This is a genomic window from Nocardioides sp. NPDC023903 (assembly GCF_040639295.1).
GTDB lineage: Bacteria > Actinomycetota > Actinomycetes > Propionibacteriales > Nocardioidaceae > Nocardioides.
Window position 1 is genome coordinate 272,429 of the sequence record NZ_JBEZZS010000001.1, and the last position, 21,897, is coordinate 294,325.

At 69.7% G+C, this 21,897-nt stretch carries 19 protein-coding genes; 3 read left to right on the plus strand and 16 right to left on the minus strand.

Annotated features, from left to right (window positions below; translation table 11 throughout):
• Positions 1–138: 138 nt before the first annotated feature.
• A complete protein-coding gene (locus AB0F44_RS01415) occupies positions 139–1,545 on the minus strand; it encodes an MFS transporter (RefSeq protein ID WP_357351945.1) in 1,407 nt (468 codons plus the stop codon).
• 151 nt (positions 1,546–1,696) lie between these two features.
• Here AB0F44_RS01415 and AB0F44_RS01420 point away from each other — a divergent pair, with 151 nt between their 5' ends.
• Positions 1,697–2,524: a helix-turn-helix transcriptional regulator gene (locus AB0F44_RS01420; RefSeq protein WP_357351947.1), complete on the plus strand. Its 828-nt coding sequence runs from the start codon at positions 1,697–1,699 to the stop codon at positions 2,522–2,524.
• A gap of 13 nt (positions 2,525–2,537) precedes the next feature.
• On the opposite strand, the gene AB0F44_RS01425 is transcribed toward AB0F44_RS01420, so the two are convergent.
• The 10 genes from AB0F44_RS01425 to AB0F44_RS01470 all read right to left on the minus strand — a co-directional run bounded on the left by AB0F44_RS01425 (position 2,538) and on the right by AB0F44_RS01470 (position 10,638).
• Positions 2,538–3,005: a bifunctional nuclease family protein gene (locus AB0F44_RS01425; RefSeq protein WP_091042032.1), complete on the minus strand. Its 468-nt coding sequence runs from the start codon at positions 3,003–3,005 to the stop codon at positions 2,538–2,540.
• A 63-nt stretch (positions 3,006–3,068) separates the two neighbouring features.
• Positions 3,069–3,821 carry a MerR family transcriptional regulator gene (locus AB0F44_RS01430; protein ID WP_350658248.1) on the minus strand — a complete coding sequence of 251 codons (753 nt, stop codon included), beginning with the start codon at positions 3,819–3,821 and terminating at the stop codon, positions 3,069–3,071.
• Positions 3,822–3,824: 3 nt separating this feature from the next.
• The gene (locus AB0F44_RS01435) at positions 3,825–4,307 is read right to left on the minus strand and encodes an FHA domain-containing protein (protein WP_160023650.1); all 483 of its coding nucleotides are present in this window, start codon (positions 4,305–4,307) and stop codon (positions 3,825–3,827) included.
• 126 nt (positions 4,308–4,433) lie between these two features.
• A complete protein-coding gene (gene gcvH, locus AB0F44_RS01440; protein WP_357351950.1) occupies positions 4,434–4,820 on the minus strand; it encodes a glycine cleavage system protein GcvH in 387 nt (128 codons plus the stop codon).
• A gap of 91 nt (positions 4,821–4,911) precedes the next feature.
• Positions 4,912–6,234 carry a DUF881 domain-containing protein gene (locus AB0F44_RS01445; protein ID WP_357351952.1) on the minus strand — a complete coding sequence of 441 codons (1,323 nt, stop codon included), beginning with the start codon at positions 6,232–6,234 and terminating at the stop codon, positions 4,912–4,914.
• A 19-nt stretch (positions 6,235–6,253) separates the two neighbouring features.
• Entirely contained in the window at positions 6,254–6,586 is a 333-nt protein-coding gene (locus AB0F44_RS01450; RefSeq protein WP_008359542.1) for a small basic family protein, read from the minus strand.
• Positions 6,583–7,512, minus strand: coding sequence for a DUF881 domain-containing protein (locus AB0F44_RS01455; protein ID WP_357351954.1), 930 nt, complete (start codon positions 7,510–7,512; stop codon positions 6,583–6,585). Before AB0F44_RS01455 ends, AB0F44_RS01450 begins: the two co-directional genes overlap by 4 nt.
• Positions 7,505–8,194, minus strand: a complete 690-nt coding sequence (locus AB0F44_RS01460) for a CDP-alcohol phosphatidyltransferase family protein (protein ID WP_357351956.1) — start codon at positions 8,192–8,194, stop codon at positions 7,505–7,507. Before AB0F44_RS01460 ends, AB0F44_RS01455 begins: the two co-directional genes overlap by 8 nt.
• 42 nt (positions 8,195–8,236) lie before the next feature.
• Entirely contained in the window at positions 8,237–9,295 is a 1,059-nt protein-coding gene (locus tag AB0F44_RS01465) for a hemolysin family protein (RefSeq protein ID WP_350658240.1), read from the minus strand.
• Positions 9,295–10,638 (minus strand): hemolysin family protein, encoded by a 1,344-nt coding sequence (locus AB0F44_RS01470; RefSeq protein WP_357351958.1) that lies wholly within the window; start codon positions 10,636–10,638, stop codon positions 9,295–9,297. The genes AB0F44_RS01465 and AB0F44_RS01470 overlap by 1 nt, the downstream gene beginning before the upstream one ends.
• A 288-nt stretch (positions 10,639–10,926) precedes the next feature.
• Between AB0F44_RS01470 and AB0F44_RS01475 the strand changes: the two genes are divergently transcribed.
• Entirely contained in the window at positions 10,927–12,540 is a 1,614-nt protein-coding gene (locus AB0F44_RS01475; protein WP_357351960.1) for a GMC oxidoreductase, read from the plus strand.
• A 165-nt stretch (positions 12,541–12,705) separates the two neighbouring features.
• Here the strand turns inward: AB0F44_RS01475 and AB0F44_RS01480 are convergent, their stop codons facing one another.
• Both AB0F44_RS01480 and AB0F44_RS01485 read right to left on the minus strand, forming a co-directional pair.
• A complete protein-coding gene (locus AB0F44_RS01480; protein WP_357351962.1) occupies positions 12,706–13,041 on the minus strand; it encodes a DUF1048 domain-containing protein in 336 nt (111 codons plus the stop codon).
• A 195-nt stretch (positions 13,042–13,236) separates the two neighbouring features.
• Positions 13,237–14,961, minus strand: a complete 1,725-nt coding sequence (locus AB0F44_RS01485; RefSeq protein WP_357352695.1) for a gamma-glutamyltransferase — start codon at positions 14,959–14,961, stop codon at positions 13,237–13,239.
• 133 nt (positions 14,962–15,094) lie between these two features.
• On the opposite strand from AB0F44_RS01485, the gene AB0F44_RS01490 reads away from it, so the two are divergent.
• Positions 15,095–16,216 (plus strand): ionic transporter y4hA, encoded by a 1,122-nt coding sequence (locus AB0F44_RS01490; RefSeq protein WP_357351963.1) that lies wholly within the window; start codon positions 15,095–15,097, stop codon positions 16,214–16,216.
• A 4-nt stretch (positions 16,217–16,220) separates the two neighbouring features.
• Here AB0F44_RS01490 and AB0F44_RS01495 read toward each other — a convergent pair whose 3' ends face one another.
• The 3 genes from AB0F44_RS01495 to AB0F44_RS01505 form a co-directional block, all read right to left on the minus strand.
• Entirely contained in the window at positions 16,221–19,586 is a 3,366-nt protein-coding gene (locus tag AB0F44_RS01495; protein WP_357351965.1) for an SbcC/MukB-like Walker B domain-containing protein, read from the minus strand.
• Complete coding sequence (locus AB0F44_RS01500) at positions 19,583–20,272, minus strand: DUF4194 domain-containing protein (RefSeq protein WP_357351967.1); 690 nt, start codon at positions 20,270–20,272, stop codon at positions 19,583–19,585. Before AB0F44_RS01500 ends, AB0F44_RS01495 begins: the two co-directional genes overlap by 4 nt.
• A gap of 74 nt (positions 20,273–20,346) precedes the next feature.
• Positions 20,347–21,846 carry a DUF3375 domain-containing protein gene (locus AB0F44_RS01505; protein WP_357351969.1) on the minus strand — a complete coding sequence of 500 codons (1,500 nt, stop codon included), beginning with the start codon at positions 21,844–21,846 and terminating at the stop codon, positions 20,347–20,349.
• Positions 21,847–21,897 lie beyond the last annotated feature (51 nt).

Below are 21,897 nucleotides of genomic sequence, written 5' to 3' on the forward strand. Positions count from 1 at the left end.
TCCGTTGTGCGTAACTCCACTCGGGGAATGAACGGCTGCGGCGGGGGGACCACATCGTTGGAGTTACAACAGAGACAACTACAAGGTAAGCGCCGCAAGGGCCCTGGTCAAAGAACCCCCTCCGGCGTGTCGTCCAGCCTAACCCTCAAGTAGAGCATGAGGCTTGCGGCGCCTGGTCGTCGCGACCAATGCCGTCAGCGCCAGTACCACGGCTCCCACGAGGAGGCAGACCCGCATCCCGGGAAGGGTGAGGATCCCGCTCGCGCCGGCTCCCAGACCGCCGAAAATGGCGACCGCGATCGCGCCGCCCGTCTGCCGGAACGTGCTCAGCGCGCCGGTGGCGACACCGACCCGGGCGGGCTCGACGGCGTCGATCAGGTCCGCGGTGACGAGCGTGATCGCCAGCGCGCCGCCGGTGGAGAGCGGGACGAGCAGGACGAGGACCAGCCAGACCGGCGTGGTCGTCGTGAGCGGGAGCAGGGCGAGCATCCCCACCGCGAGGATCAGCTGGCCGCCAGCGATGAGCGGGCGCCGGCCCATGACGTACGCCAGACGTGGCGCGAGCACGTTGGCGCAGGTGGTCATGGCCGCCGGGATGACGAACATCAGCCCCGCCGCGGCACCGCTCCAGCCCCGCACCTGCTGGTAGTAGAGCCCGAGCAGAAAGATCCCGCCGTAGAATCCGAAGTTGATCCCGAACCCGGAGACCAGCGCGACCGCCACCCTGCCCCGAGCGACCAGACCGAGCGGCAGCACCGGCGCCGCCGAGCGGCGCTCCACCACGACGAAGGCGACGGCCGCCGAGATCGCCACCGCCGCCGCGAGCAGGGCGGGCATGTGCCAGCCAGTGTGGCCGGCGTCGATGACGGCGTACGTCAGCGCGGACAGCGCGACCACGGCCAGCGCCTGGCCTAGGAGGTCGAGCGGCGCCCGGCGCCGTACCGCCCGGATCCGCAGGCCGGCCAGCAGGACCACGATCAGGATCCCGACCGGCACGTTGACCAGGAACACCCAGCGCCAGCCGGCGTACTCGCTCAGCAGGCCTCCGGCCACCGGACCCAGCGCCATCGCCGCGGATCCGCCGATGGTCCACACGGCGATGGCCTGCGCCCGGGCCCGCGCGTCGTCGTACGCCACCCGGACCAGCGCCAGCGACGCCGGCATGACCAGCGCGGCGGCAGCGCCCTGGAGCACTCGCGCCGCGATGAGCACCGGCATCACCGGCGCGGCCGCGCAGGCCACGGATGCGACGGTGAACAGCACCACGCCCAGCGCGTAGGCCCGCACCGGGCCGACCCGGTCCGTCACCGCTCCAGCCGAGAGCATCAGCGCCGCGAACATCAGCGTGTACGCGTCCACGACCCACTGCAGCCCGGCCATCCCTCCGCCCAGGTCCCGATGCAGATAGGGCAGTGCGATGTTCACCGCGGAGACGTCGACGGTGATCACCGTGAAGCCCAGCAGCGCAGCGAGCAGCGCTCGAAAGCTCCCCGCCGGCACAGTTGCCGGACTTCCGCTCGACGCCTCGTGGGCAACTGCGGTCATCGTGCTCCTCCTCCAGGTCGTTGTCCCCGAAAGTCTGGTCGCGTCGCGCGCGCGGAGGCAGACCGCGCGATGCCGGGGTGTCACCAGGGGTGGGTGTGGCACGGCCCCTCACGCGAGCAAGACCTGCGGCACACTGGTAGGGATGAGTGACATGGCTTCGACTGAGCTCGGGCGCTACCTGCGCGCCCGCCGGGCACGGGTCACGCCGGAGGAGGCGGGTCTGCCCGCCGGCACCGGCGTGCGGCGTACGCCTGGACTGCGGCGCGAGGAGCTGGCTGCTCTCGCGGGCGTGTCGGTCGACTACTACACCCGGCTGGAGCGCGGACGGGAGACCAACCCGTCGACGGCCGTCCTCGACTCCCTGGCCCGCACGCTGCGCCTGACCGGCGATGCCCATCAGCGCCTGCACGAGCTGGCCGAGGTCGCCTCGGGACGCTTCAGCGAGCCCCGGGCGACGACCGACACGACCGTACGTCCCTCGGTGCTCGCCATGATCGAGCAGCTGCGACCGCTGCCTGCCTTCGTCTTCAGCAGGCACAACGATGCACTTGCCGCCAACGGGCCGGGCCGGCGGCTCTACCCAGGGCTGTGGGAGGGGCCGCGGGAGCACCGGAATCTGACCCGCTACCACTTCCTCGACCCGGTGGGCCGACGCCTGCTCGACCCTTGGTATCAGACGGTGGCCAGCTCGGTCGCCCACCTGCGCGCCATCGGTGGCACCGACGTCGACTCACCCCGGCTGGCGGCGCTCGTTGGCGAGCTGCTGCTCAAGTCGCCGGAGTTCGCCGAGATGTGGGAACGCTACGACGTCTGCGAGCGCAGCGGTGGCACCAAGACGTTCGATCATCCGCACGTGGGCCGGATGACGCTCACCTACGAGGTCATGCAGCTTGCCCGCACCGGCGGTCAGCGCCTGGTCGTCTACCAGGCAGAGGCCGACACGATCGATGAGAAGGCGATGCTCGCGCTGAGCGAGTGATCCCGCCCGAGCCTCAGTGGGACTCGAAGTCCTCGGGGGTGATCTCGTCGAGGAACTCGCGGAACTTCTCGATCTCGTCCTCCTGCTCGGCCGGGACAGCGAGTCCCGCCTCGTCGAGAACCTCGTCGGAGACCACGATCTTGGTCCCGGTACGCAGCGCCAGCGCGATCGAGTCCGAAGGTCGCGCGCTCACCTCGACGCCCGAGGCGAAGACCAGGTTGGCGTAGAAGACGCGGTCGGTGACCGAGGTGATCTGCACCTCGGTCAGCTCGTTGCCGGTCGCCTCCAGCACGTCCTTGAGCAGGTCGTGGGTCAGCGGCCGCGGCGGCACCACACCCTGCTGGGCGAAGGCGATCGCGGTCGCCTCCACCGCGCCGATCCAGATGGGCAGGTATCGCTCACCCGCCACCTCGCGCAACAGCACGATCGGCTGGTTGGAGGGCATCTCCACTCGGACTCCGAGCACATCGACCTCGCGCATGTCATCCACCCTACCCGTCTCCGGGTCGCGACAGCAGCCCGGTTGACCGGCGAATGAACCGAGTCAGCGGTCGCGCAGCCCTGACTTCACCAAGGTGGCGTGCAGACGGACCGCCAGCGAGGCGATCTCGCTGCCGATCTCCTCGGCCCGGCCCTGCGCTCCAGCGTTCCCGGGGCGCCGCAGCGGCGCCACGATCTGCTCGATGAGACCGACCTCGCGGTCGGCGGCGGCCTTCATGCCGCGCAGGTGACGGGGCTCGATCCCGAACTCGGCCAGCTCCTTGGCCGTGCGCGCGATCGCGAGGGCGTCGGTGTCGTAGTGACCGCTGCGCAGCGGCACCACCAGTGCCATCTTCTCCAGCTCGGTCAGCAGGGCGTCGTCGACCTCGGCCACCTTGAGGAGCTCGCGTCGCGAGATCCGCATGTTGTCCGTACGACGGAACGACTCCGCCCCGGGCGCGCCGCTGGGGGTCAGGGCGACCGTCGGGACCGTGGGCACGGTCGCCTCGATCGCCGGCGGCTCGAGGCCTCGGTCGATCGCGTCGAGGTGCTCGCCGATGACCTTGAGCGGCAGGTAGTGGTCGCGCTGCATCCTCAGGACATAGCGCAGCCGCTCCACATCACGGCGGGAGAACTTGCGGTAGCCCGCGGGCGTACGCTCCGGCTTGATCAGTCCCTTGTCCTCGAGAAACCGGATCTTCGGGATGGTGACCGTGGGAAAGTCCGGACGCAACTGGTCCAGGACCTGCCCGATGTTGAGCCGCTCCCCCGAGTCGCTAGCCGGCCGTTGTGGGTCAGGCATCGCGGCGGCGGCCATCGGCTACGCCCCTTCGTGTCCGGCGTAGAAGACGAGCCGGAACTTGCCGACCTGGACCTCGTCACCGTCCTTGAGGACGACCTTCTCGATCCGGTCACGGTTGACATAGGTGCCGTTGAGGCTGCCGACGTCGGAGACCTCGAAGGTGTCGCCGGTGCGCGCGAACTCCGCGTGGCGACGCGAGACGGTGACGTCGTCGAGGAAGATGTCGCTGTCCGGGTGGCGACCCGCGACCACGGTGTCCTGGTCGAGCAAGAAGCGGCTTCCGGCACCGGGACCACGCTGCACGACGAGCATGCCGTTGCCCCGCGGCAGGGCCTCGACGGTGGCCGCCTCGACCGGGCTGAGCACCCGGTCGGAGGTGTCGGCGTCAGCCCCGAGCTGAATCGTCGAGGTCTGGTCGGTCCCGGTCAGGCTTACGCCACACTGCGAGCAGAACCGCGCTTCGTCGGGGTTCTGGCTGCCGCAAGCGGGGCACACGGACATTTTTGAGCTCCAGGTTCATCGAGGGCCGGGCACCTACCCTCAAGTGAACGTTGAGGGATGGTATCCGCAACCTATCAGGTCGGCCCAGGTGTTCGGTTGGGCTGCGCCAATTCTTAGCGCACAGCCTTAGGCGTCGAGTGATGCCTCGTACGCCGCGGCGTCGAGGAGGCTCTCCAGCTCGGCAGGATCGGACGGCGTGACCTCGAAGAGCCAGCCCCCGCCGTAGGGGTCGTCGTTGACCAGCTCGGGTGTGGCGTCAAGCGATCCGTTGACCGCGACGACCTCGCCGGAGATCGGCGCGTAGATGTCGCTGACCGACTTGGTCGACTCCAGCTCGCCGCAGCTCTCGCCCGACTTGATCGTGTCGCCGAGGCTGGGCATCGACACGTAGACAATGTCGCCGAGGGCGTCCTGGGCGTAGTTGGTGATCCCGATCCGTACGGAGCCCTCGGTCTCGCCAGGGTTGCGCAGCCACTCGTGCTCGCTGGTGTACTTCAGGTCCTCGGGGTACACGGCCATCTCCTCATCAGGCGTACTGGTCTGGCTGCGGAAGATCGTCCCGCAGCCGTTGTCGAAACCCTACTGCGACCCACCGACGAAACGGTCAGCGGGACACGGTGTGAATCGACTCGATGTCGATCTTCTCCTCCGACTCCACCTTTACCTCCGCGCCCTGCTCCTCGAGCTGGTCCTGCGGGCCCTGGTAGAAGTCGATCGCACCGGCCAGCGTGTCGGGCGGGCCGATCACCTGGAGGCGGTAGGGCGGGCTGATCAGCTCGCCGCCGACGTTGAGTCCCTCGGCGGGCTGGCTGACCTCGATCGAGGACGACGCGACCAGGCGTACGGCCTCGCCGTCGGCCCCCTCGATCTCCATCGCCTCGGCACCACTCGTACGCAGCTCCTCGATCAGGTCGAGGAGCGCGGTCAGCCGGAGCGGGTCGGCGCCGGGGTCGATCTCGATCGTGATCCCCGGGCCGCTGACCGGCACCGTCCCGGCGATCACCCGGAGCGTGTCGACCTGCTCCTCGGCACGCTGGAGCGCGGTCTGCTGCTGGAGGGTCTGGTCCTCGAGCTCGTCGCGGGTCGCCTCGAGCTCCTCGATCTGCTCCTGCGCCTTCTGCGTCGTGCCGGCCAGGCCGGAGAGGATGTCGATCAGCTCCTGCTCGCGCAGACCGGCGTACGTCGAGTCCTCGGTGTTCGTCTGGACCTGCACCACGGCGGCGTAGCCGAGTACGCAGAGAAGGACCGCGACGGCCACCTGGCCGCGCCGGAAGTGGGTCAGCGCGTCGAAGAGCCGCGCCCGGCCGACCAGCGGCGCCGGCTCCTCCTCGGGCTCGTCAGGCTCGTCGGACTCATCAGGCTTCTGGGTCTTCGGCACTTCCTCGGCTTCGGCGACCTCGTCGGCCCCATCGGCCTGCTTGGTCTGCTCGTCTTCAGCCGCGTCCTCGACCTCGTCGGGCTCCGTGCTCTCAGCGGGCTCCTCAGGCTCGTCGGCCTTCTCGAGGTCTTCGGCGGCCGCCTCCTCGACGTCGGCCGGCTCGACAGGCTCAGCAGGCTCGACGAAGTCGACGGGCTCGACAGGCTCGACGTCGTCCGCCTTGTCGGTGGGCTCGACCGGCTCGTCCTCCGTCACCTCGGTGTCGTCCGACTCCTCGGCCACCGGCTCCTCAGGCGCGTCGACAGTCTCCTCGGACCCACCCTCATCAGACCCGGCCTCATCGACCGCGTCCGTCTCCGACGGCTCCTCGGCCTCCGCGGCGTCGGTCGTCTCGACAGTCTCCGCGGGTGTCTGCTCAGCAGGCTGCGTACCATCGTCTGAGGCCTCGGGCGTGGTGACGTCCTCGGTGACGGTCTCCTCCGGAGGCGTGGCGGGCTTCTTCGCCGGTGCCTTCTTCGCAGGAGTCCGCTTGGCCGCGGTCCGCTTCACCGGTGGCCTCCTCTTCCGGTCAGGCATGGAAGATGTGCCTCCGGATGGCTGCGACGTTGGTGAAGATGCGGATGCCGAGGACGACGATGACGCCCGTGGACAGCTGGCCGCCGACGCCGAGGCGGTCACCGAGGTAGACGATGCCGGCGGCGATGACCACGTTGCTGATGAACGAGACGACGAAGACCTTGTCGTCGAAGATGCCGTCCATGAACGCGCGCAGCGCACCGAAGACGGCGTCCAGCGCGGCGACGACGGCGATCGGCAGGTAAGGCGCGAGGCCGACGGGCACCTCGGGCTGGAAGAACAGTCCCAGCACGATGCCGATCACTAGGCCGATGACGGCGATCATTCTTCGCGGTCCCCTTCGCTGTTCTCTTCAGAGTCTTCGTCGGTGTTGTCGGTGGGCTTCTCGGAGCCCTTGGTGCCCTTGTCGTCGGACTTGGCCCCGAGGTGGGTCAACTCCAGCAGATCAGCGGGCGCCGCGGGAAGGGTGAGCCGGTCGATGTTCTCGACGTCGTAGGGCATCCCGTAGTCCTGCGTCGTGGTGTGGATCATCGCGCCGGAGACCGTCTCGGCGAAGCGTGCGGCCAGCGTACGCGTGTCGCCGATGGCCGACACCTCATAGGGCGGAGAGAGCGAGACGTCGTTCATCCGGAGGGCGGCGCCGGAGGTGATCACGCCGCTGCGCGGGGTGACCCGCTGGCCGTCGACGGCGACGGCGGTCGCACCCGCCTGCCACAGGCCGTTGACGATCACGGCGAGATCGTAGTCGCGCACGGTGCCGCCCTCGTTGCCGTCGGCGGCGTTGTCGATGGTGATCCTGATCCCCGAGCCGGTCACCGGGGCGAAACCGGTCTCCTCCGCGGTCGCCGCGGCGGTCGAGGACGCCGACTCGGCCCGCAGCCCGAGCGCGTTGAGCGCCGACTCGCGGCTCTGGTTGTCCTCGCGCAGCTCGGAGATCTGCTGGTGCAGGTCGGAGATCCGGTCCTGGCGCTGCTCGATGCGGTCGACCAGGACCTGTCTGCTGGTCTGGCGGACGTCCTCGTTGCGCGAGGTCTGCACCGCGGCGGTCGTGGCCAGCAGTGCGAAGAGTCCCACGACCACCATCGCCCACATCCCCGGCCGGCGACGCCGGGTCGGCTCCTCCGCCGTGGGCTCGCGCCTAGCGGCAGCGGCCATGTAGTCGGAGTCGATCGCATTGTCGGTGATGCGGTCCAGCAGTGGCTTGGTGACGTAGGCGCGCAGGTCCTCGGAGCCGGGGATCTGGTCAGGCACGGGTCGCCCCGCCCTTCTCCAGCGGTGGCGTGGTGGCCATCAGGCGACGTACCTCCTGGGCGTAGAGGACCAGGCTCCACCACAGCAGCAGGATCCCCCACAGCGCGAACGCCCAGCCGAAGGCCTGCGCCAGCTGGATCGGCAGGCTCGGCTCCAGGCCGAGGTCGAGCGTCTCGGGGATCTCATGGGTGAGGTAGAGCAGCGGGAAGGAGGCCAGCAGGCAGAAGGCCCCCACCTTGCCGAGGAGATGCACCGGCAGCGTACGCACCCCACGGCTGCGCAGCGCCGGGATCATCGCCAACAGGCCGACGAGCCGCAGCGGCACCAGCAGCGCGATCGGCCACGGGATCACGTCGATCTGCCAGAGCGCGAGTGTCGCGGCGAGCACGAAGACGGTGTTGGCCACCACGTCCAGCAGCTCGCCCGAGCGGCGGCGTCCCAGCTGCTTGCGGTTGAGCCAGCTGTCGAGCAGGTCGGTGACCACCGCGAGACCGAACGCGGACAGCGCGATCGTGTCGTCCTCGGCGATCATCACCGCCCACAGCATCACCGGCGCGTAGACGAGCCGCAGGATGCTGAGCAGCTTGCCGAGCACGGGCTGGTTGCGGTCGGCCGAGCCCCGCGGTCGCCGCGCGTCCCGGCCATGTTGCAGGCGGGGATCACCGGATCGACGGTTGGGCATCTGCGGCTTCTCCTCTGTCACCAGACGCGGCACGAGCCAACCCTAGTCGGTAGCCGTTGAGTCGTCGGCGTGGGCGGCGTCGCGGATCTCGCCGACCAGCTCCTCGATGACATCCTCCAGCGTCGCCAGGCCGATGGTGCTGCCGTCCTCACGGACGACCCGGGCCAGGTGGGCGCCGCGGCGCTGCAGGGTCTCGAGCGTCTCGTGGAGCGCGTCGTCAGGCGTGACCGTCGCGAACGGACGGATCCACTTGTTCTGGACGGGCTGCCGGCGGCGTACGTCATCGGGCTCGAGTACGTCCTTGATGTGCAGGTAGCCGACCAGGTCGCCGTTATCGCCCGCGACCGGGAACCGGCTGTAGCCGGTCGTGGCGCACACCGCCTCGATGTCGGAACCCGAGGCACCCCGCGGCACGATCGTCCAGTCGGAGATCGGGATGGTGACCTTGGCGACCGTCTTCTCGGTGAAGCCGAGCGCGCCGGCCAGGCGGCCGTACTCGTCCTCCTCCAGGAGCCCTTCGCCGCGCGACTCCTCGACCATGGCGGCCACCTCCGCACGGGTGAAGGCGGAGCTCACCTCGTCCTTGGGTTCGATGCCGAGCGCCCGGACGCAGGCGTTGGCGACGTAGTTGAAGGCGACGATGATCGGGCGCAGCACGTAGACGACCGCGTAGATGGCCGGGCCGAGGACGAGAGCGGCCTTGTCGGGACCGGCCAGTGCGATATTCTTCGGCACCATCTCGCCGACCACCACGTGCAGGTAGGTGACCACGAGCATCGCGATCACGAACGCGACCGGATGGTGGAAGGCCTCTGGCAGACCGATCAGGTCGAAGCCGGGCTCGAGCAGGTGCGCGAGCGCCGGCTCGGTGATCGCCAGCAGCAGCACCGAGCAGACGGTGATGCCCAGCTGGGCGCCGGCCATCATCAGGCTGATGTTCTCCATCGCCCGCAGAGTGATCCGGGCCATCTGCGAGCCAGCCTGGGCGGCGGGCTCGATCTGGCTGCGCCGGGCTGAGACCAGCGCGAACTCCGAGCCGACGAAGAAGGCGTTGGCGAGCAGCAGCACGAGGCCGAGCACGAGTCCCATGGTGGTGCTCATCAGCCGATCACCTGCATCGAGATCCGGTCGATCCTGCGCCCGTCCATGATCTCCACGGTCAGCTTCACGTACCTCGCGTAGACGTCGTCATCGTCGGAGTCGGGCGGCGGGTTGCCGGGCACCGTCAGCTCGGCGCTCGCGCCCGGCTCGGGGATGCGGCCCAGCAGGCTCAGCATCAGACCGGCCACGGTGTCGTAGTCCTCGCTCTCGGGCAGGGCGACACCGGTGATGTCCTCGACCTCGTCGGGACGCAGCAGCCCCGACAGCGACCAGCCGCCGTCCCGGCGCAGCCGGGCGCGGGCGCTGAGCGGGTCGTGCTCGTCTGCGATATCGCCCACGATCTCCTCGATCACGTCCTCGAGGGTGACGATGCCGGCCTGGTCGCCGTACTCGTCGAGCACCACGGCCAGCTGGAACCCCTCGGCGCGCAGCAGCGCCATCAGCGGGTCCAAGCGCAGCGAGTCGGGCACGACCACCGGCGGCACCATCAGGTGCTTGACCTTGGCTGTGGGGCGCTCGTGCACCGGCAGCGCCACGGCCGCCTTGACGTGCACGGTGCCGACCACGGCCTCGTTGTCGTCGAGCACCGGGAAGCGGGAGTTGCCGGTACGCCTCGTGAGCTCGATCAGCGCTTCGGCGCGGTCGTTGTGGTCGAGGCTGTGGACGCGTACGCGCGGGGTCATGATCTCCCCCGCCGTGCGGGTGCCGAACTCGACCGAGCGCTCCATCAGCTCGGCGGTGTCGGCGTCGAGGGTGCCCTCGTGGGCGCTGCGCTGGATCAGCGAGGAGAGCTCGGCCGAGCTGCGCGCCGAGCGCAGCTCCTCCTGCGGTTCCATGCCGAGGCGACGCACGATGGCGTTGGCGGTGCCGTTGAGCACCTTGATCGGGCCGCGCATGAGCCGGGTGAAGGCCCGCATCGGGCCCTGGGTGACGCGCGCGGTCTCCAGGGGCAGCGCCAGCGCGAGGTTCTTGGGGACGAGCTCACCGAAGAGCATCGTCACGATCGTGGAGAGGGTCAGCGCGACGGCCACCGCGATCGCCGCCACCGCGCCCTCGGGAAGCCCGGTGGCGAGCAGCGGCGCGTCGATCAGCTCGGCGATCGCAGGCTCCGACATCCAGCCGATGCCGAGATTGGTCACGGTGATGCCGACCTGCGCGCCGGAGAGGTTGCTCGAGAGCTCCTTCATCGCGCGGAGCACGCCCTGGGCGGCCTTGTCGCCCTGCTCGGCGGCCATCTCCACCTGGGAGTGGTCGACCGTGACCAGGGAGAACTCGGCGGCCACGAACACACCACAGGCGGCGACCAGCAGCAGCGCCAGGAGGATGAACAGCACCTCGGTCATCACACCAACCTCGACGGGTGCTGCCGCGAATCACTCAGCGGGCATGGATATTGGCCGGGTTGCGGTCCGTCCATCGGGGTTCAGATCGTCCTTAGCTGTTGGAAGTGCCGTCAGCCTACATGGCTGTGGTTGCGCCTTCTGCGTTGCTGTACGGGGCCATGAGAGACGTGTCGCGTTCCGGACACAGTTGTCCAGAACGGGGCTGTGAACCTTGACACACCCGGCCCGTTCGTCAACTCTTACGCGGCAGTAACCGACGATTCACGAGCCGAGGGAGTCCCCTTGACCATGTCCTCAGCCTCACGACGTACGTTCCTGGCCGGCGCTGCCAGTGCCGCCGGTGCCGCAGCGTCCGGTCTGCTCGCCGGTCCCGCCGCAGCCACCTCGCCCCGTCGCGTACGACTGGTGCGGGAGGAGCACCGGGCGGTCGTCATCGGCTCCGGGTTCGGTGGCGGCGTGGCCGCGCTGCGGCTGGCGGAGGCCGGCGTACCGGTCACGGTGCTCGAGCGTGGCCGCCGCTGGCCAACGGGCCCGGACGCGCAGACCTTCCCGACGGTGCGCTCTCTCGACAAGCGGGTGCTGTTCCACACCACCGCGCCCGAGGCGCTCAAGCCGCTGCAGAAGCTGCTCGGCACTCCCCTGAACTTCGGCCCGTACGTCGGCCTGCTCGAGCCGGTCCTCGGCCAGAACATGCTCGCCATGTGCGCGGCCGGCGTCGGCGGCGGCTCGCTGGTCTACCAGGGCATGACGCTGCAGCCGTCCGCGGAGGTCTTCAACACCTGGTTCCCGAACGAGCTCGACTACGAGCTCATGGACCGGGTCCATTACCCACGCGTTGCCAAGATGCTCGGCGCCGCGACCGCGCCCGACGAGCTGATCGCCTCGGACAACTACCGGGTCTCGCGTACGTTCGGCCAGCGCGTGGAGGCCGCCGGCTACGACCTGCAGAAGATCCCGATGCCGATCGACTGGTCCTACGCGCTCGCGGAGCTGCGCGGCGAGATGACGCCGTCCTACACCAACGGCGACTGCGCACTCGGCGTCAACAACGGCGGCAAGCACTCCGTCGACGTCACCTACATCGAGCAGGCCGAGGCCACCGGCCTGGTGCACGTCGCCACTCGCCACAACGTGACGAGCGTGGCCCGGGCCGCCGATGGTCGCTGGGAGGTCCACGTGGACCGCACCAACGACGCCGGTGATGTGGTCGAGCAGAAGATCCTGACCACCCGCGCGCTGGTCATGGCGGCCGGCTCGCTGAACACCAGCAAGCTCCTGGTCCGCGCCGAAGCGACCGGCACCATCCCGGACCTTCCCGAGAAGCTCGGCCAGGGCTGGGGCACCAACGGCGACCGGATCTACATGTGGCGCCCCTTCGACGAGAACCTGACCGGTACGCAGGGTGGGCCCGTCGTCTATCAGACCCAGGACTGGGCCGACCCGACCACGGCCAACACCGTCATCCAGGCGTCGCTGCCACCACTCCCCCTCGGCCTCGACCTGGGCGCCACGATGCTGGTCGGCTTCGGCGTCAGTGCCGACCGCGGCAGCTTCCGCTACAGCTCGTTCACCGACTCGGTGAGCCTGCGTTTCCCCTTCGGCGGCGACTCGGCGAGCTATCGCGCCATCCACGAGCGGGTCTCGAAGATCAGCGGCGGCCTCGGCGCCCTGATCGACACCAACAGCATCGTCAACAGCACCTGGCACCCGCTCGGCGGCGCCAACATGGGCACCGTCTGCGATCTCGACGGCCGGGTACAGGGCCAGGACGGCCTCTACGTCCTCGACGGAGCGCTCATCCCGGGGACCACCGGAGCGTGCAACCCGTCGATGACCATCGCCGCCGTCGCCGAGCGCGCGATGGACAACATCGTTGCCAAGGACGTCGGAACGGTCATCTGACGGGGCTCGTTCTGAGCCGTTCCCCCTTTCAGCAAGATCATGCAATGCAAAATTCTGCAGATTTTGCCGAAAGGGGGTGACAACCCCTTAGGTGATGCGGCAACATTGTTCTTGCCCCGCTGGTGACCCGAGACGCCAGCGGGGCTCTTACGTTTTCCCGCCACCTCACGCAAGCTTCTGAGCGACCTCGTTGAGGTTCGCGCGGAGCTTGGCGCGGTAGGCGTCGTGCTGCTCGGGCAGCCGTGCATCGCAGAATGCCGCCAGGTCGGTCCCGGTGACCTCGATGACCGAACGACCCGCAGCCGCCTCGGTCTCGAAGAGGTCGAGAATCTCGCGGAGGATCGCGACGATGTCCATCCCGTCGCCGGTGGTGAAGCGCCACATGTAGCTCTTCATCTCGCCATAGACGGTGCGGTAGTCCGCGGGAAGCTCGGCGGCGCGGGCTTCCATGCGCTTCCAGTCCTTCTTGTCACCTACGAGGCGGCTGAGGAGATTGTTCATGGTCGTACTCCTTGTGATCGGTTGGTGTGCTTCCCCGTCCCCCTTGTTTGGGGCCGTGTAAGAAGCGTGCAGCCCTGACGTAGCGTCAAGGTCAAGCACCGATCCGAAGAAAGTTCTCGAGAGCCGCCTAGCTCCGCTGGCCGAGCCGCCGGAGCGGCGGGAAACCTCGCTTCGCCCAGGGGTCGGCCAGCGGCGTCAGCGCCCGACGGCGTACCCCTGCGCACCCCGAGCATTAGCAGCAGCAGAGAGCGTCCCAGTCTCAGGATCACGAGTAACCGCAGAAAGCCGCCCCAGAGACCAGTCCCCGCTCAGCTCAACAGCATGCCCCCGACGCCGCAGCCCCTCGACGACCGAATCCCCGAGCCGATCCTCGAGCACCGCACCGGCGGGAGTCCAAGTACGCGGCCAGAAGGACCCGGGAAACGATGTCGAGTTGAGCGCCGGAGCGTCGATGGCCTCCTGAGGCGAATAGCCGCCGACGAGAGTACGCAGCAGGTAGAGCAGCTGCCACTGATCCTGCTGGTCGCCGCCAGGTGAGCCGACGGCGGTGACGGCCCGACCATCGCGCAGAACGAGGGTGGGGGTGAGAGTCGTGCGCGGCCGCCGGCCGGGGGTGAGCGTGGACGGCAGGCCGGGCTCGAGCCAGGTCATCTGCAGCCGGGTGCCGAGGCAGAAGCCGAGCTCCGGAATCGTCGGCGACGACTGCAGCCACCCGCCCGAGGGGGTGACCGCGATCATGTTGCCCCAGCGATCGGCGACGTCGATGTGGCACGTGTCGCCTCGGGTCTCGCCCTCGCGCGAGACCGTCGGCTCGCCCACCCCAGACGCGACGGCGGCGGGGTCGTAGGTCTCGCGCAGGGGCGGGAAGGCCTTCGCACCCAGCCCGGGCCTCACCTCGGCCGAGGCGACATCAGTGATCAGGGGCCGGCGGGTGGCTGCGTACTCCTGGGAGAGGAGGGTCTCGATCACGGCCGGATCGGCGCCGTCGCCGTAGTGGGCGTCGCGGTCGGCGAAGGCGAGCTTGGTCGCCTCCAGGATCGTGTGCGCGCCGTCCGGGTTGCTCGGGTCGAGGAGCGCGTCATCGAGCGGCTCGAGCAGGTTGAGGGTCTGCAGCAGCACCGGCCCCTGCGTCCACGGCCCGGCCTTCGCGATCGTGTGGCCCCGGAACTCGGTCGTCACTGGAGTCTCGTACGCAGCCGAGAACCCAGCCATGTCGGCCGCCGTGATCACACCGGAATGGTCGGTTCCGGAGGAGTGGCGGTGCGGCGTACTTACGAACCGCTCGATCGCCTCGGCGACGAAGCCGCTCCCCCAGGCTGCACGCGCCGCGTCGATGCGCTCCTCGCGGGTCGCGGCGCCCTCGCCGGCGGCCACGAGACGGTCGAGCACGGCGGCGTACGCCTCGTTGCGAACCATCGTGTCCGGCTCCGGCAGCTCGCCGTCGACGAGCCAGTGGGCAGCAGAGGTGGGCCAGTGATCGCGGAACAGGTCGGCCACGGCGGCGATCGTGGAGACCGCCCGGCCCAGGATCGGATGGCCGTTGCGGGCGTAGTCGATGGCATAGGCGAGCACCTCGCCCAGCTCCCAGGTGCCGTGGTCACGCAGCAGCATCAGCCAGGCCTCGACCGCGCCCGGCACGGCAGCGGCCAACGCACCCGAGCCGGGTACCAGCTCGAGCCCCTCGGCCCGCATGTGCTCCACCGAGGCCCCCGCCGGCGCCGGCCCCTGGCCCATCAGCACCGTCGGCGCACCGTCGGCAGCGGCGAAGATCCCGACCAGGTCGCCGCCCGGCCCGTTGAGGTGGGGTTCGACCACGTGCAGCACGAAGCCGCCCGCGACCACCGCGTCGAAGGCGTTGCCGCCGCGCTCGAGCACCGCCTGCGCGGCACCGCTGGCCAGCCAGTGCGTCGAGCCGACCATGCCGAACCTCCCCAGCAGGTCGGGACGGGTCTTGAACGCTGCCGGAGGGGTGTAGGAGGAAGGCACGCCTTCAGGCTACGAGCGCGCGTCGAGCATCCCGTCGGCGGCCCCGGCCCCAGGATAGGGTCGCCCCATGAGTGCGCCAGCGGTCCGGGGCCGCCTTCAATGGTCAGTCGTCGTGCCGGTACTCGCACTGGTGGTGCTGGTCTTCTCGTGGCTCCGCCACGACCACTGGACGATCCTGGCCGTGGTGGCGGCTGTGCTGATCGGCGCGGTGCTGGGCGCGGTCCACCACGCCGAGGTCGTCGCCCACAAGGTCGGCGAGCCCTTCGGCTCGCTGATCCTGGCGATCGCGGTGACCGTGATCGAGGTCGGCCTGATCGTGATGCTGATGACCAGCGGTGGCGACAGCACCAGCACCTACGCCCGCGACACCGTCTTCGCCGCGGTGATGATCACCCTCAACGGCATCGTCGGACTCTCGCTCATGGTCGGCGCCCTCAAGCACGGGCTGGTCAGCTTCAACGCCGCCGGCACCGGCTCGGCGGTCGCCACCGTCATCGCCCTGGCCGGTCTCACGCTGGTGCTGCCGAGGTTCACGACGTCGGCGCAGGGCCCGCAGTACTCGACCTCGCAGCTCGTCTTCGCCGCCATCGCCTCGCTGGCGCTCTACGTCGCCTTCCTCTTCACCCAGACCGTCCGCCACCGCGACTTCTTCCTCCCCGTCACCAGCGACGAGCATGGCCGGATGACCGGGCTGGTCGATCTCGACAAAGACGGCCACGCCGACCCGCCGTCCACGCGCGAGGCCGGCCTCAGCCTGGCCCTCCTCCTGGTCTCCCTCATCGCCGTGGTCGGCCTGGCGAAGGTCCTCTCCCCCACGATCGAGAGCACCGTCAAGAGCCTCGGGTTCCCATACGCGGTCGTCGGCGTCGTGATCGCCCTCCTCGTCCTCGCTCCCGAGTCGATCGCCGCCGTGCGCAACGCCTCCCGCGACCGGGTCCAGACAAGCCTCAACCTCGCCTACGGCTCCGCGATGGCGTCGATCGGTCTGACCATCCCGGCCCTAGCCGTCGCGATGATCTGGCTCAGCGGCCCCCTCGAGCTGGGTCTCGAGCCGACCCAGATCGTGCTACTGGTGATCTCGGTCTTCGTCACCGGGCTCACCGTCGTCCAAGGCCGCGTCTACGCCCTGCAGGGGTTCGTCCACCTGGTCCTGCTGGCCGCGTTCCTGTTCCTATCGATGCAGCCCTAGCCGGTCATGAGGCCGGGATCTCTTCGAGGCCGACCTCCAGCTTCGGGAACGAGTGTCCCTCGGCATCCTTGAGCACGGTGTACTGCACGTCGACGTGCGGCTCGATGGCGCTGTGCTTGTCGTTGGGGGCGCCGATGATGAGCTGGAAGCCGAGGCCTCGCCAGGCTCCGATGGCGCGGCCGGTGAAGCGGGCGTCGGCCTTGATCAGCGCCTCGTCGAGGAAGACCGGCGCATAGCGAGGCCGGTCGGCGCCGGCGTCGCCGAGCTGGTAGCGCAGCGCGGCGCCGACGATGAAGGCGACCAGCTCCTGCGACTCGCCACCGGACTTCTCGCCGATGTGGTCGTAGAGGGCGACGTGCTCACCGGTGTCGGCGGCGACCTTCTCGGCGCTGACGCGCACGTGGTTGCGTACGTCGATCAGGTCGGCGAAGTCCGGCGCCGTGCGGCGCATCCGGTCGATGAGCCGCGACATCCGGGTGTAAGCCTGCTCGCGGGTCTCGTTGGACGAGGCCTTCTCGATCAGGTCGCGCACGGCGCGAAGCTCCTTGCGGAAGCGGCCGCGTACCGCAGACTGGCCCTCCTGGGTGTCGATCCGCAGCCGGTGACCGTCGTCGTTGAACGGCAGCTCGCCGAGGATCTGGTTGATCGGGTCGATCCGGTCACGGATCTCACGCACGGCTCGCGCCAGGGTCGAATCGAGGTTGGTCAGGTCGTTGCCCGACAGGTTGAGCAGGGAGTCGCGCCACTCGACCTCGAGCTCGTGCAGGCCGCTGGTCTGCAGCTCGTCGAGGAGGCGGTCGAAGTCGGCGTAGGAGGCGTCCGGGTCGGTGTGCAGGTTCGGGTTGGGCCAGCGCTCCAGGAACGACTCGAAGGTCTGCCGCAGCTGGACGCGGGCGGCCCCGATCGTCTCCTCCGCGGCGGCGCGGTCGGCGTCGAGGTTCTCGCCCGCCCGGGCGAAGACGGCGTCGAGCTCGGCGAGCGCGTCCTCGCGCCGGCCTGCCCCCTCACCGCCGGCCGCCTTGAAGAGCTGCTCGAGATAGTCGGCCTGAGCCGGGGCGACATCGGTGCCCGAGGCCTCCGCGTCCTCCAGCGCGTCCTTGGCGCGGTCGACCTGCTCGACGACGTCGCTCCAGCGCACGTCGAGGTCCTTGAAGGTGCTCTTGGCGGCCCCGATCCCTTCACGTAGCGAGTCGACCTTGGCGCGAGCGTCCTTGAGCCGCTTCTGCAGCGTGGCGATCTCGGGGTTGTCGGCCGTGACCTCCTCGATCACCGCCGCCCACCGGTCGCGCTCGCCTTCGGCCCCGGCGACATCGATCTGGTCCCAGGTGAGCGCGGAGACCGCCTTGAAGGACGTACGCCGCAGGTCGAGGTCCTTGATGGCCCGCTCGGCCTCTGTGACCGCGACCTTCGCTGTCTCGGCGTCCTTGCGCGCCGTCTCGAGGAGCTCGGTGAGCTCGGCGACGCGGCGGGTGTTGGTGAACCCGAGCACGTTGCCGGCGCCGTGACCACCGTGGGCACCGCGGGTCCCCTGCGAGACCTGGCCGGTGACGGTCAGCGCCATCCGGTGCTGACCGAGGAGCGCGGGCGTCTGCACACACACGTAGCCGTGTCGTTCGGTCAGCCGCTTCTTGAGCCAGCCGGTGAACACGCCGCGGCGGTAGTCCAGGCGTCCCGGAAGGGTGCCCTCGTCCAGACTGTGCACACCGTCCTTCATGCCCGTGTGGACGGCCTCGTAGCGGATCCGGGTGCGCTGGCGTACCGACTCGATCGCCGCCCGGAAGGCGCCGACGTGAGCGGCGTCGACGAGCATCGTGGTGGCGAACCCACCTAGGGCCAGGTTGAACGCCTCGCGCCAGGCCTCGTGCTCGGTGCGTACCTCGACCAGCTCACCGACGAACGGCATCTCTGCCGGACTCAGCCCGGCCGCCTCCGCGAGCACCGCACGGGCCGCCCGCAGCGGCTCGGGGATGTTGTTCTTCGTCTTCTCGGCATCGGCGAGCTCGCTCTCGAGCCGGCCGACCACGCCGATCGCGTCGGCCTCGGCCGAGCGGGCCGCGGCATAGGCGTTGAGGGCACTCGTGCGGGCATCGTCATCGACGAGGGCCTCGTGCGCGGTCGCCTGGAGGGTCTCGAACTCGTCCGGGCTCGTGGCCGTCGCGCCGAGGACGGCGAGCTCGTTGTCGAGCGCTTCGCGGGCGCGGCGTACGTTGTCGACCCGGGTCTCGGCGGACCTGATCTCGCGGGTGGCCTCCTCGAGGCGCCGGCCGCCGGAGGCGGCGACGGTGACCGCGAGACCGTCGCGCTCGGACTCGGCGGCGTCGATGAGCGCCTGCTTCTCGGCGACCGTCTTCTCCGCGGCGCTCTTGCGGGAGCTGAGGTCCGACTCCAGCTCGCTCAGCAGGTCGACCCGCTTGCCGGCCCGCCAGAGCCCGGCGGGGGTCGTCTCGTCGCCGAAGGCGCCGATCCCGTCGATCACGTCCAGCCTGGAGGCGGCGTCCTCGATCGCCGCCCGGTGCTCACGGATCGGCGTCAGCGCGCGCACCTGCTGCTGCGCGGTGACCATCCGGTCACGGGTCGCGGAGAGCTCGTCGAAGTGGGCAACGACGCCATCGGCGGTCGCTATGGTCTCGGGCTCCTCGAGGACCATCTTCTTGTAGAGGTCGTCGACCGTGGTGATCTGCTGCCCAGCCTGGATCCGGCCGAGCAGGTTGACCGCCTTCTCACCGTCGCCGGCGGCACCGATCCCGAGCGCGGAGTGGATCCGCGCGGTGAAGTCGCGGTCGGTGTCGATCGGGGTCAGACCGACTTCGGAGACCGCGGTGCGGGTGAAACGGTGGGCAGCGACCGGCTCCAGGTCACGTACGTCGAAGCCCGCCTCGGCGACGGCACGGAGCTTGGTGACGTCGTCCAGGTTCTTGGCGGACGCGGGAACGTACCAGGCCCGGACCGCGGTGAAGCGGGCCCCGGTCTGGTCCTCCCAGGTCATCGCGATCGCTGACCAGGTGTCACGGCCGTCGCCGCGCAAGACCCGGATCTTGGTGCCGTCGACGGTCTTCGCCTCGTCGATCTTGCCGCGTGCGTAGGAGAGGATGTTGCGCTGGTCCTGGCCGCGCGGCCGTCCGACGACGCCGCCGTTGGAGGCACCGTTGAAGGGCGTCGTGTGAGGCATGATCAGCGCGATGTAGGCGTCCATCAGCGTCGACTTGCCCGACCCGGAGCCTCCGGTGAGCAGCGTCGCGCTCGGCGAGAACCGCACCCGGTGAGCGCCGTCGTAGCCGCCCCAGTTGACCAGCTGCAGCTCGCTCGCGACCCACTGCCGCCCGTTCGATCGCGCGGGGATGAGGCCGAAGAGGCTGTCGATCATGCTCATTCTTCGATCTCCTCCGCGTCGTCGCTGGCGCGAGGGTCTGAACGAAGTGGCCCTCGACCAGCGGATTCCCTCAGCCACGCCTTGAGCTCGGAGAGCTTCTCGACGCTCAGCACGATCTCGACGAGCGGCGTGATCCGGAAGCGGCCCTCGGACTCCTCCTCGATCAGGCCCTCCCGAGCGAGTCGCTCGACGGCCCGCCGGATCTCGCGCCGGGCGGCGGCGTCGCCGCCGGCGAGGTCGAAGTAGGTCAGCACGGTCTGCTCGAGCTCGTCGACATCCACCCGCGCGGACTTCTCCCCCGCGCCACGCTCACGCTGGAAGACGGTGCGAAGGTGAACCAGAACGAGCGTCTCGGCGCGCGTGTAGGCGTCGTCCTTGAGGAGCACCGGCACGTCGAGCTCCTCCGAGCGCACCTGCCGCTTGTAGGCGATGCCGCGGTCGTGGTCGACGACGAGCCGGATGAAGAGGTCATGGAGCCGCGACTCGATCACGGCCTGGTGGTCGAGCAACGTACGCCACTGCCGGGGGCTCTTCTCGGCCGTGATGAACCGGCGGCGCAGCAGCTGGACCAGCACCCGGCGGATGTCGGCGTCGAGGACGCCGCGGTCGCCGACGAAGAGCTCGGTCGGGTCGTCCTCCATCGAGACGGGCTCGATGAAGCCTTCCGGCTCGCTGCCGTAGGCCACGGTTCCAGCCGTGATCTCAGCCTCAACCTCGACCTGAGGGTTAGCCTCAGCCTCGGCCGATGTCACCGTCTCACTCAACGCCCATCCCCTTTGCCATCCGCCGTCAACTTCACTCCGCCGAACGCGAACCGCCGCCGAATCCCGTCGGCCCGGACCGCCTCGATCGTGGAGATCTCCCCCGTCTCGGCCATCCCGCGGCGATGCGCGATCTCGAGCAGCCCGAGCAGGTCGACCGGGCGCCGGATCTCCTCGGGCGCGGCCGCGAAGACCTCGGCCAGGTCGACCGGCTCCTCGGTTCCGCGGGCAGCCACATAGGCGTCCAGGTGGGCCTCGATCGCCCGGTAGCCCGGCCCACCCCACGCCTTGGTGTCCTCGACAGCGCTCTCCACATCGCCCCAGTCGGCCAGCGGCGCCGGCGGCTCGGGCGGTCGCAGCTCGCTGACCGACTGGCGCAGGTGACCCAGGTCGGCGACGGGCAGCCGGCGCAGCGGCTCGACGGACTCGGCCGGCCGCGAGGACGGCATCCACGCCTGGAAGCCGACCATCACATCGCGCAGCAGGTCGTCGACCTGCCGGTCGCGGGCCGGGTCGTGCGTACGCACCTGGGTGGTGATCACGTGGGAGGCCGTCTGTTGGGCGGCCAGCACCTCGGCGACGCCCGTCTCGATCCGGCGTCCGACCGCGGCCAGCTCGGCCCGTTCGGGCGGGCCCATCTCGCGGGTGAACCGGTGTCGCAGCACGGTTCGCAGGTTGGTGGCCAGGTCGTCGAGGCGGCGCGGGTCGCCGATCATCCGCAGCGCGCCGGCGAACGCCTTGCCCTCCTGCGTGGAGGCCATCACGTCCTTGCCGCGCTGCAGGTACTCGCGCAGGACCTCGCCGGCCGGACGTACGTCCTGGCGCAGGTCGGTCACCACGTCACGCTGCATCGCCCGGATCGACTCGACCACCCGCGCGAAGTCGGCGGGAAGCTCACGGGTCAGGTGGAGGATGTTCTCGGCCTGCTCCAGCAGGGTGTCGTCATCGACGGTGTCGACGACGCCGGTGCGGTCCAGGCGGGCGATCTCGGCACGCCGCTCGGCGATCTCCTCGGTCAGCCGCGCCACCCGGGTCAGCACGTCGGGGTCGGCATCCAGGGCGAGCCGCTCGACCGCCTCCAGCAGCGTCCTGACCCGCGACTCCGAGACCCGCGCCCGCGACCCGCTCGCCCGTCCGGCGATCTCCAGGGCACCCACGGCATGGGCGGAGAGACGGTAGACCTCGTCCTCGCCCTCGATCTGGCGCAGCAGCCACCCGGCGCGCACCCATTGGCGGCACAGCTCGCGCGCCGTGCCGACTGGCAGCATCACCTCGCCACCCTCGCCCTCGGCGTGGCCGGTCGCCCGGAGCCGGTCCAGCATGTCGCCGATCTCGGCGTGCGCGTCCACCACGGGCACCGCGGCCCGCTCAGAGGTGAAGGTCACCGAGAGCACCGCCACCACGAACGGCGCGAACCGGCCGTGCAGGAGGTCGAGCATCGGGTTCTTGAAGGCGGCCAGAGCCCCGACGTACGCCGCCTCGACGCGAGTGTCACTCATCGGCAGATACCGTACGTGGCAGCACCGACAACACCACAACCTTGATCACAC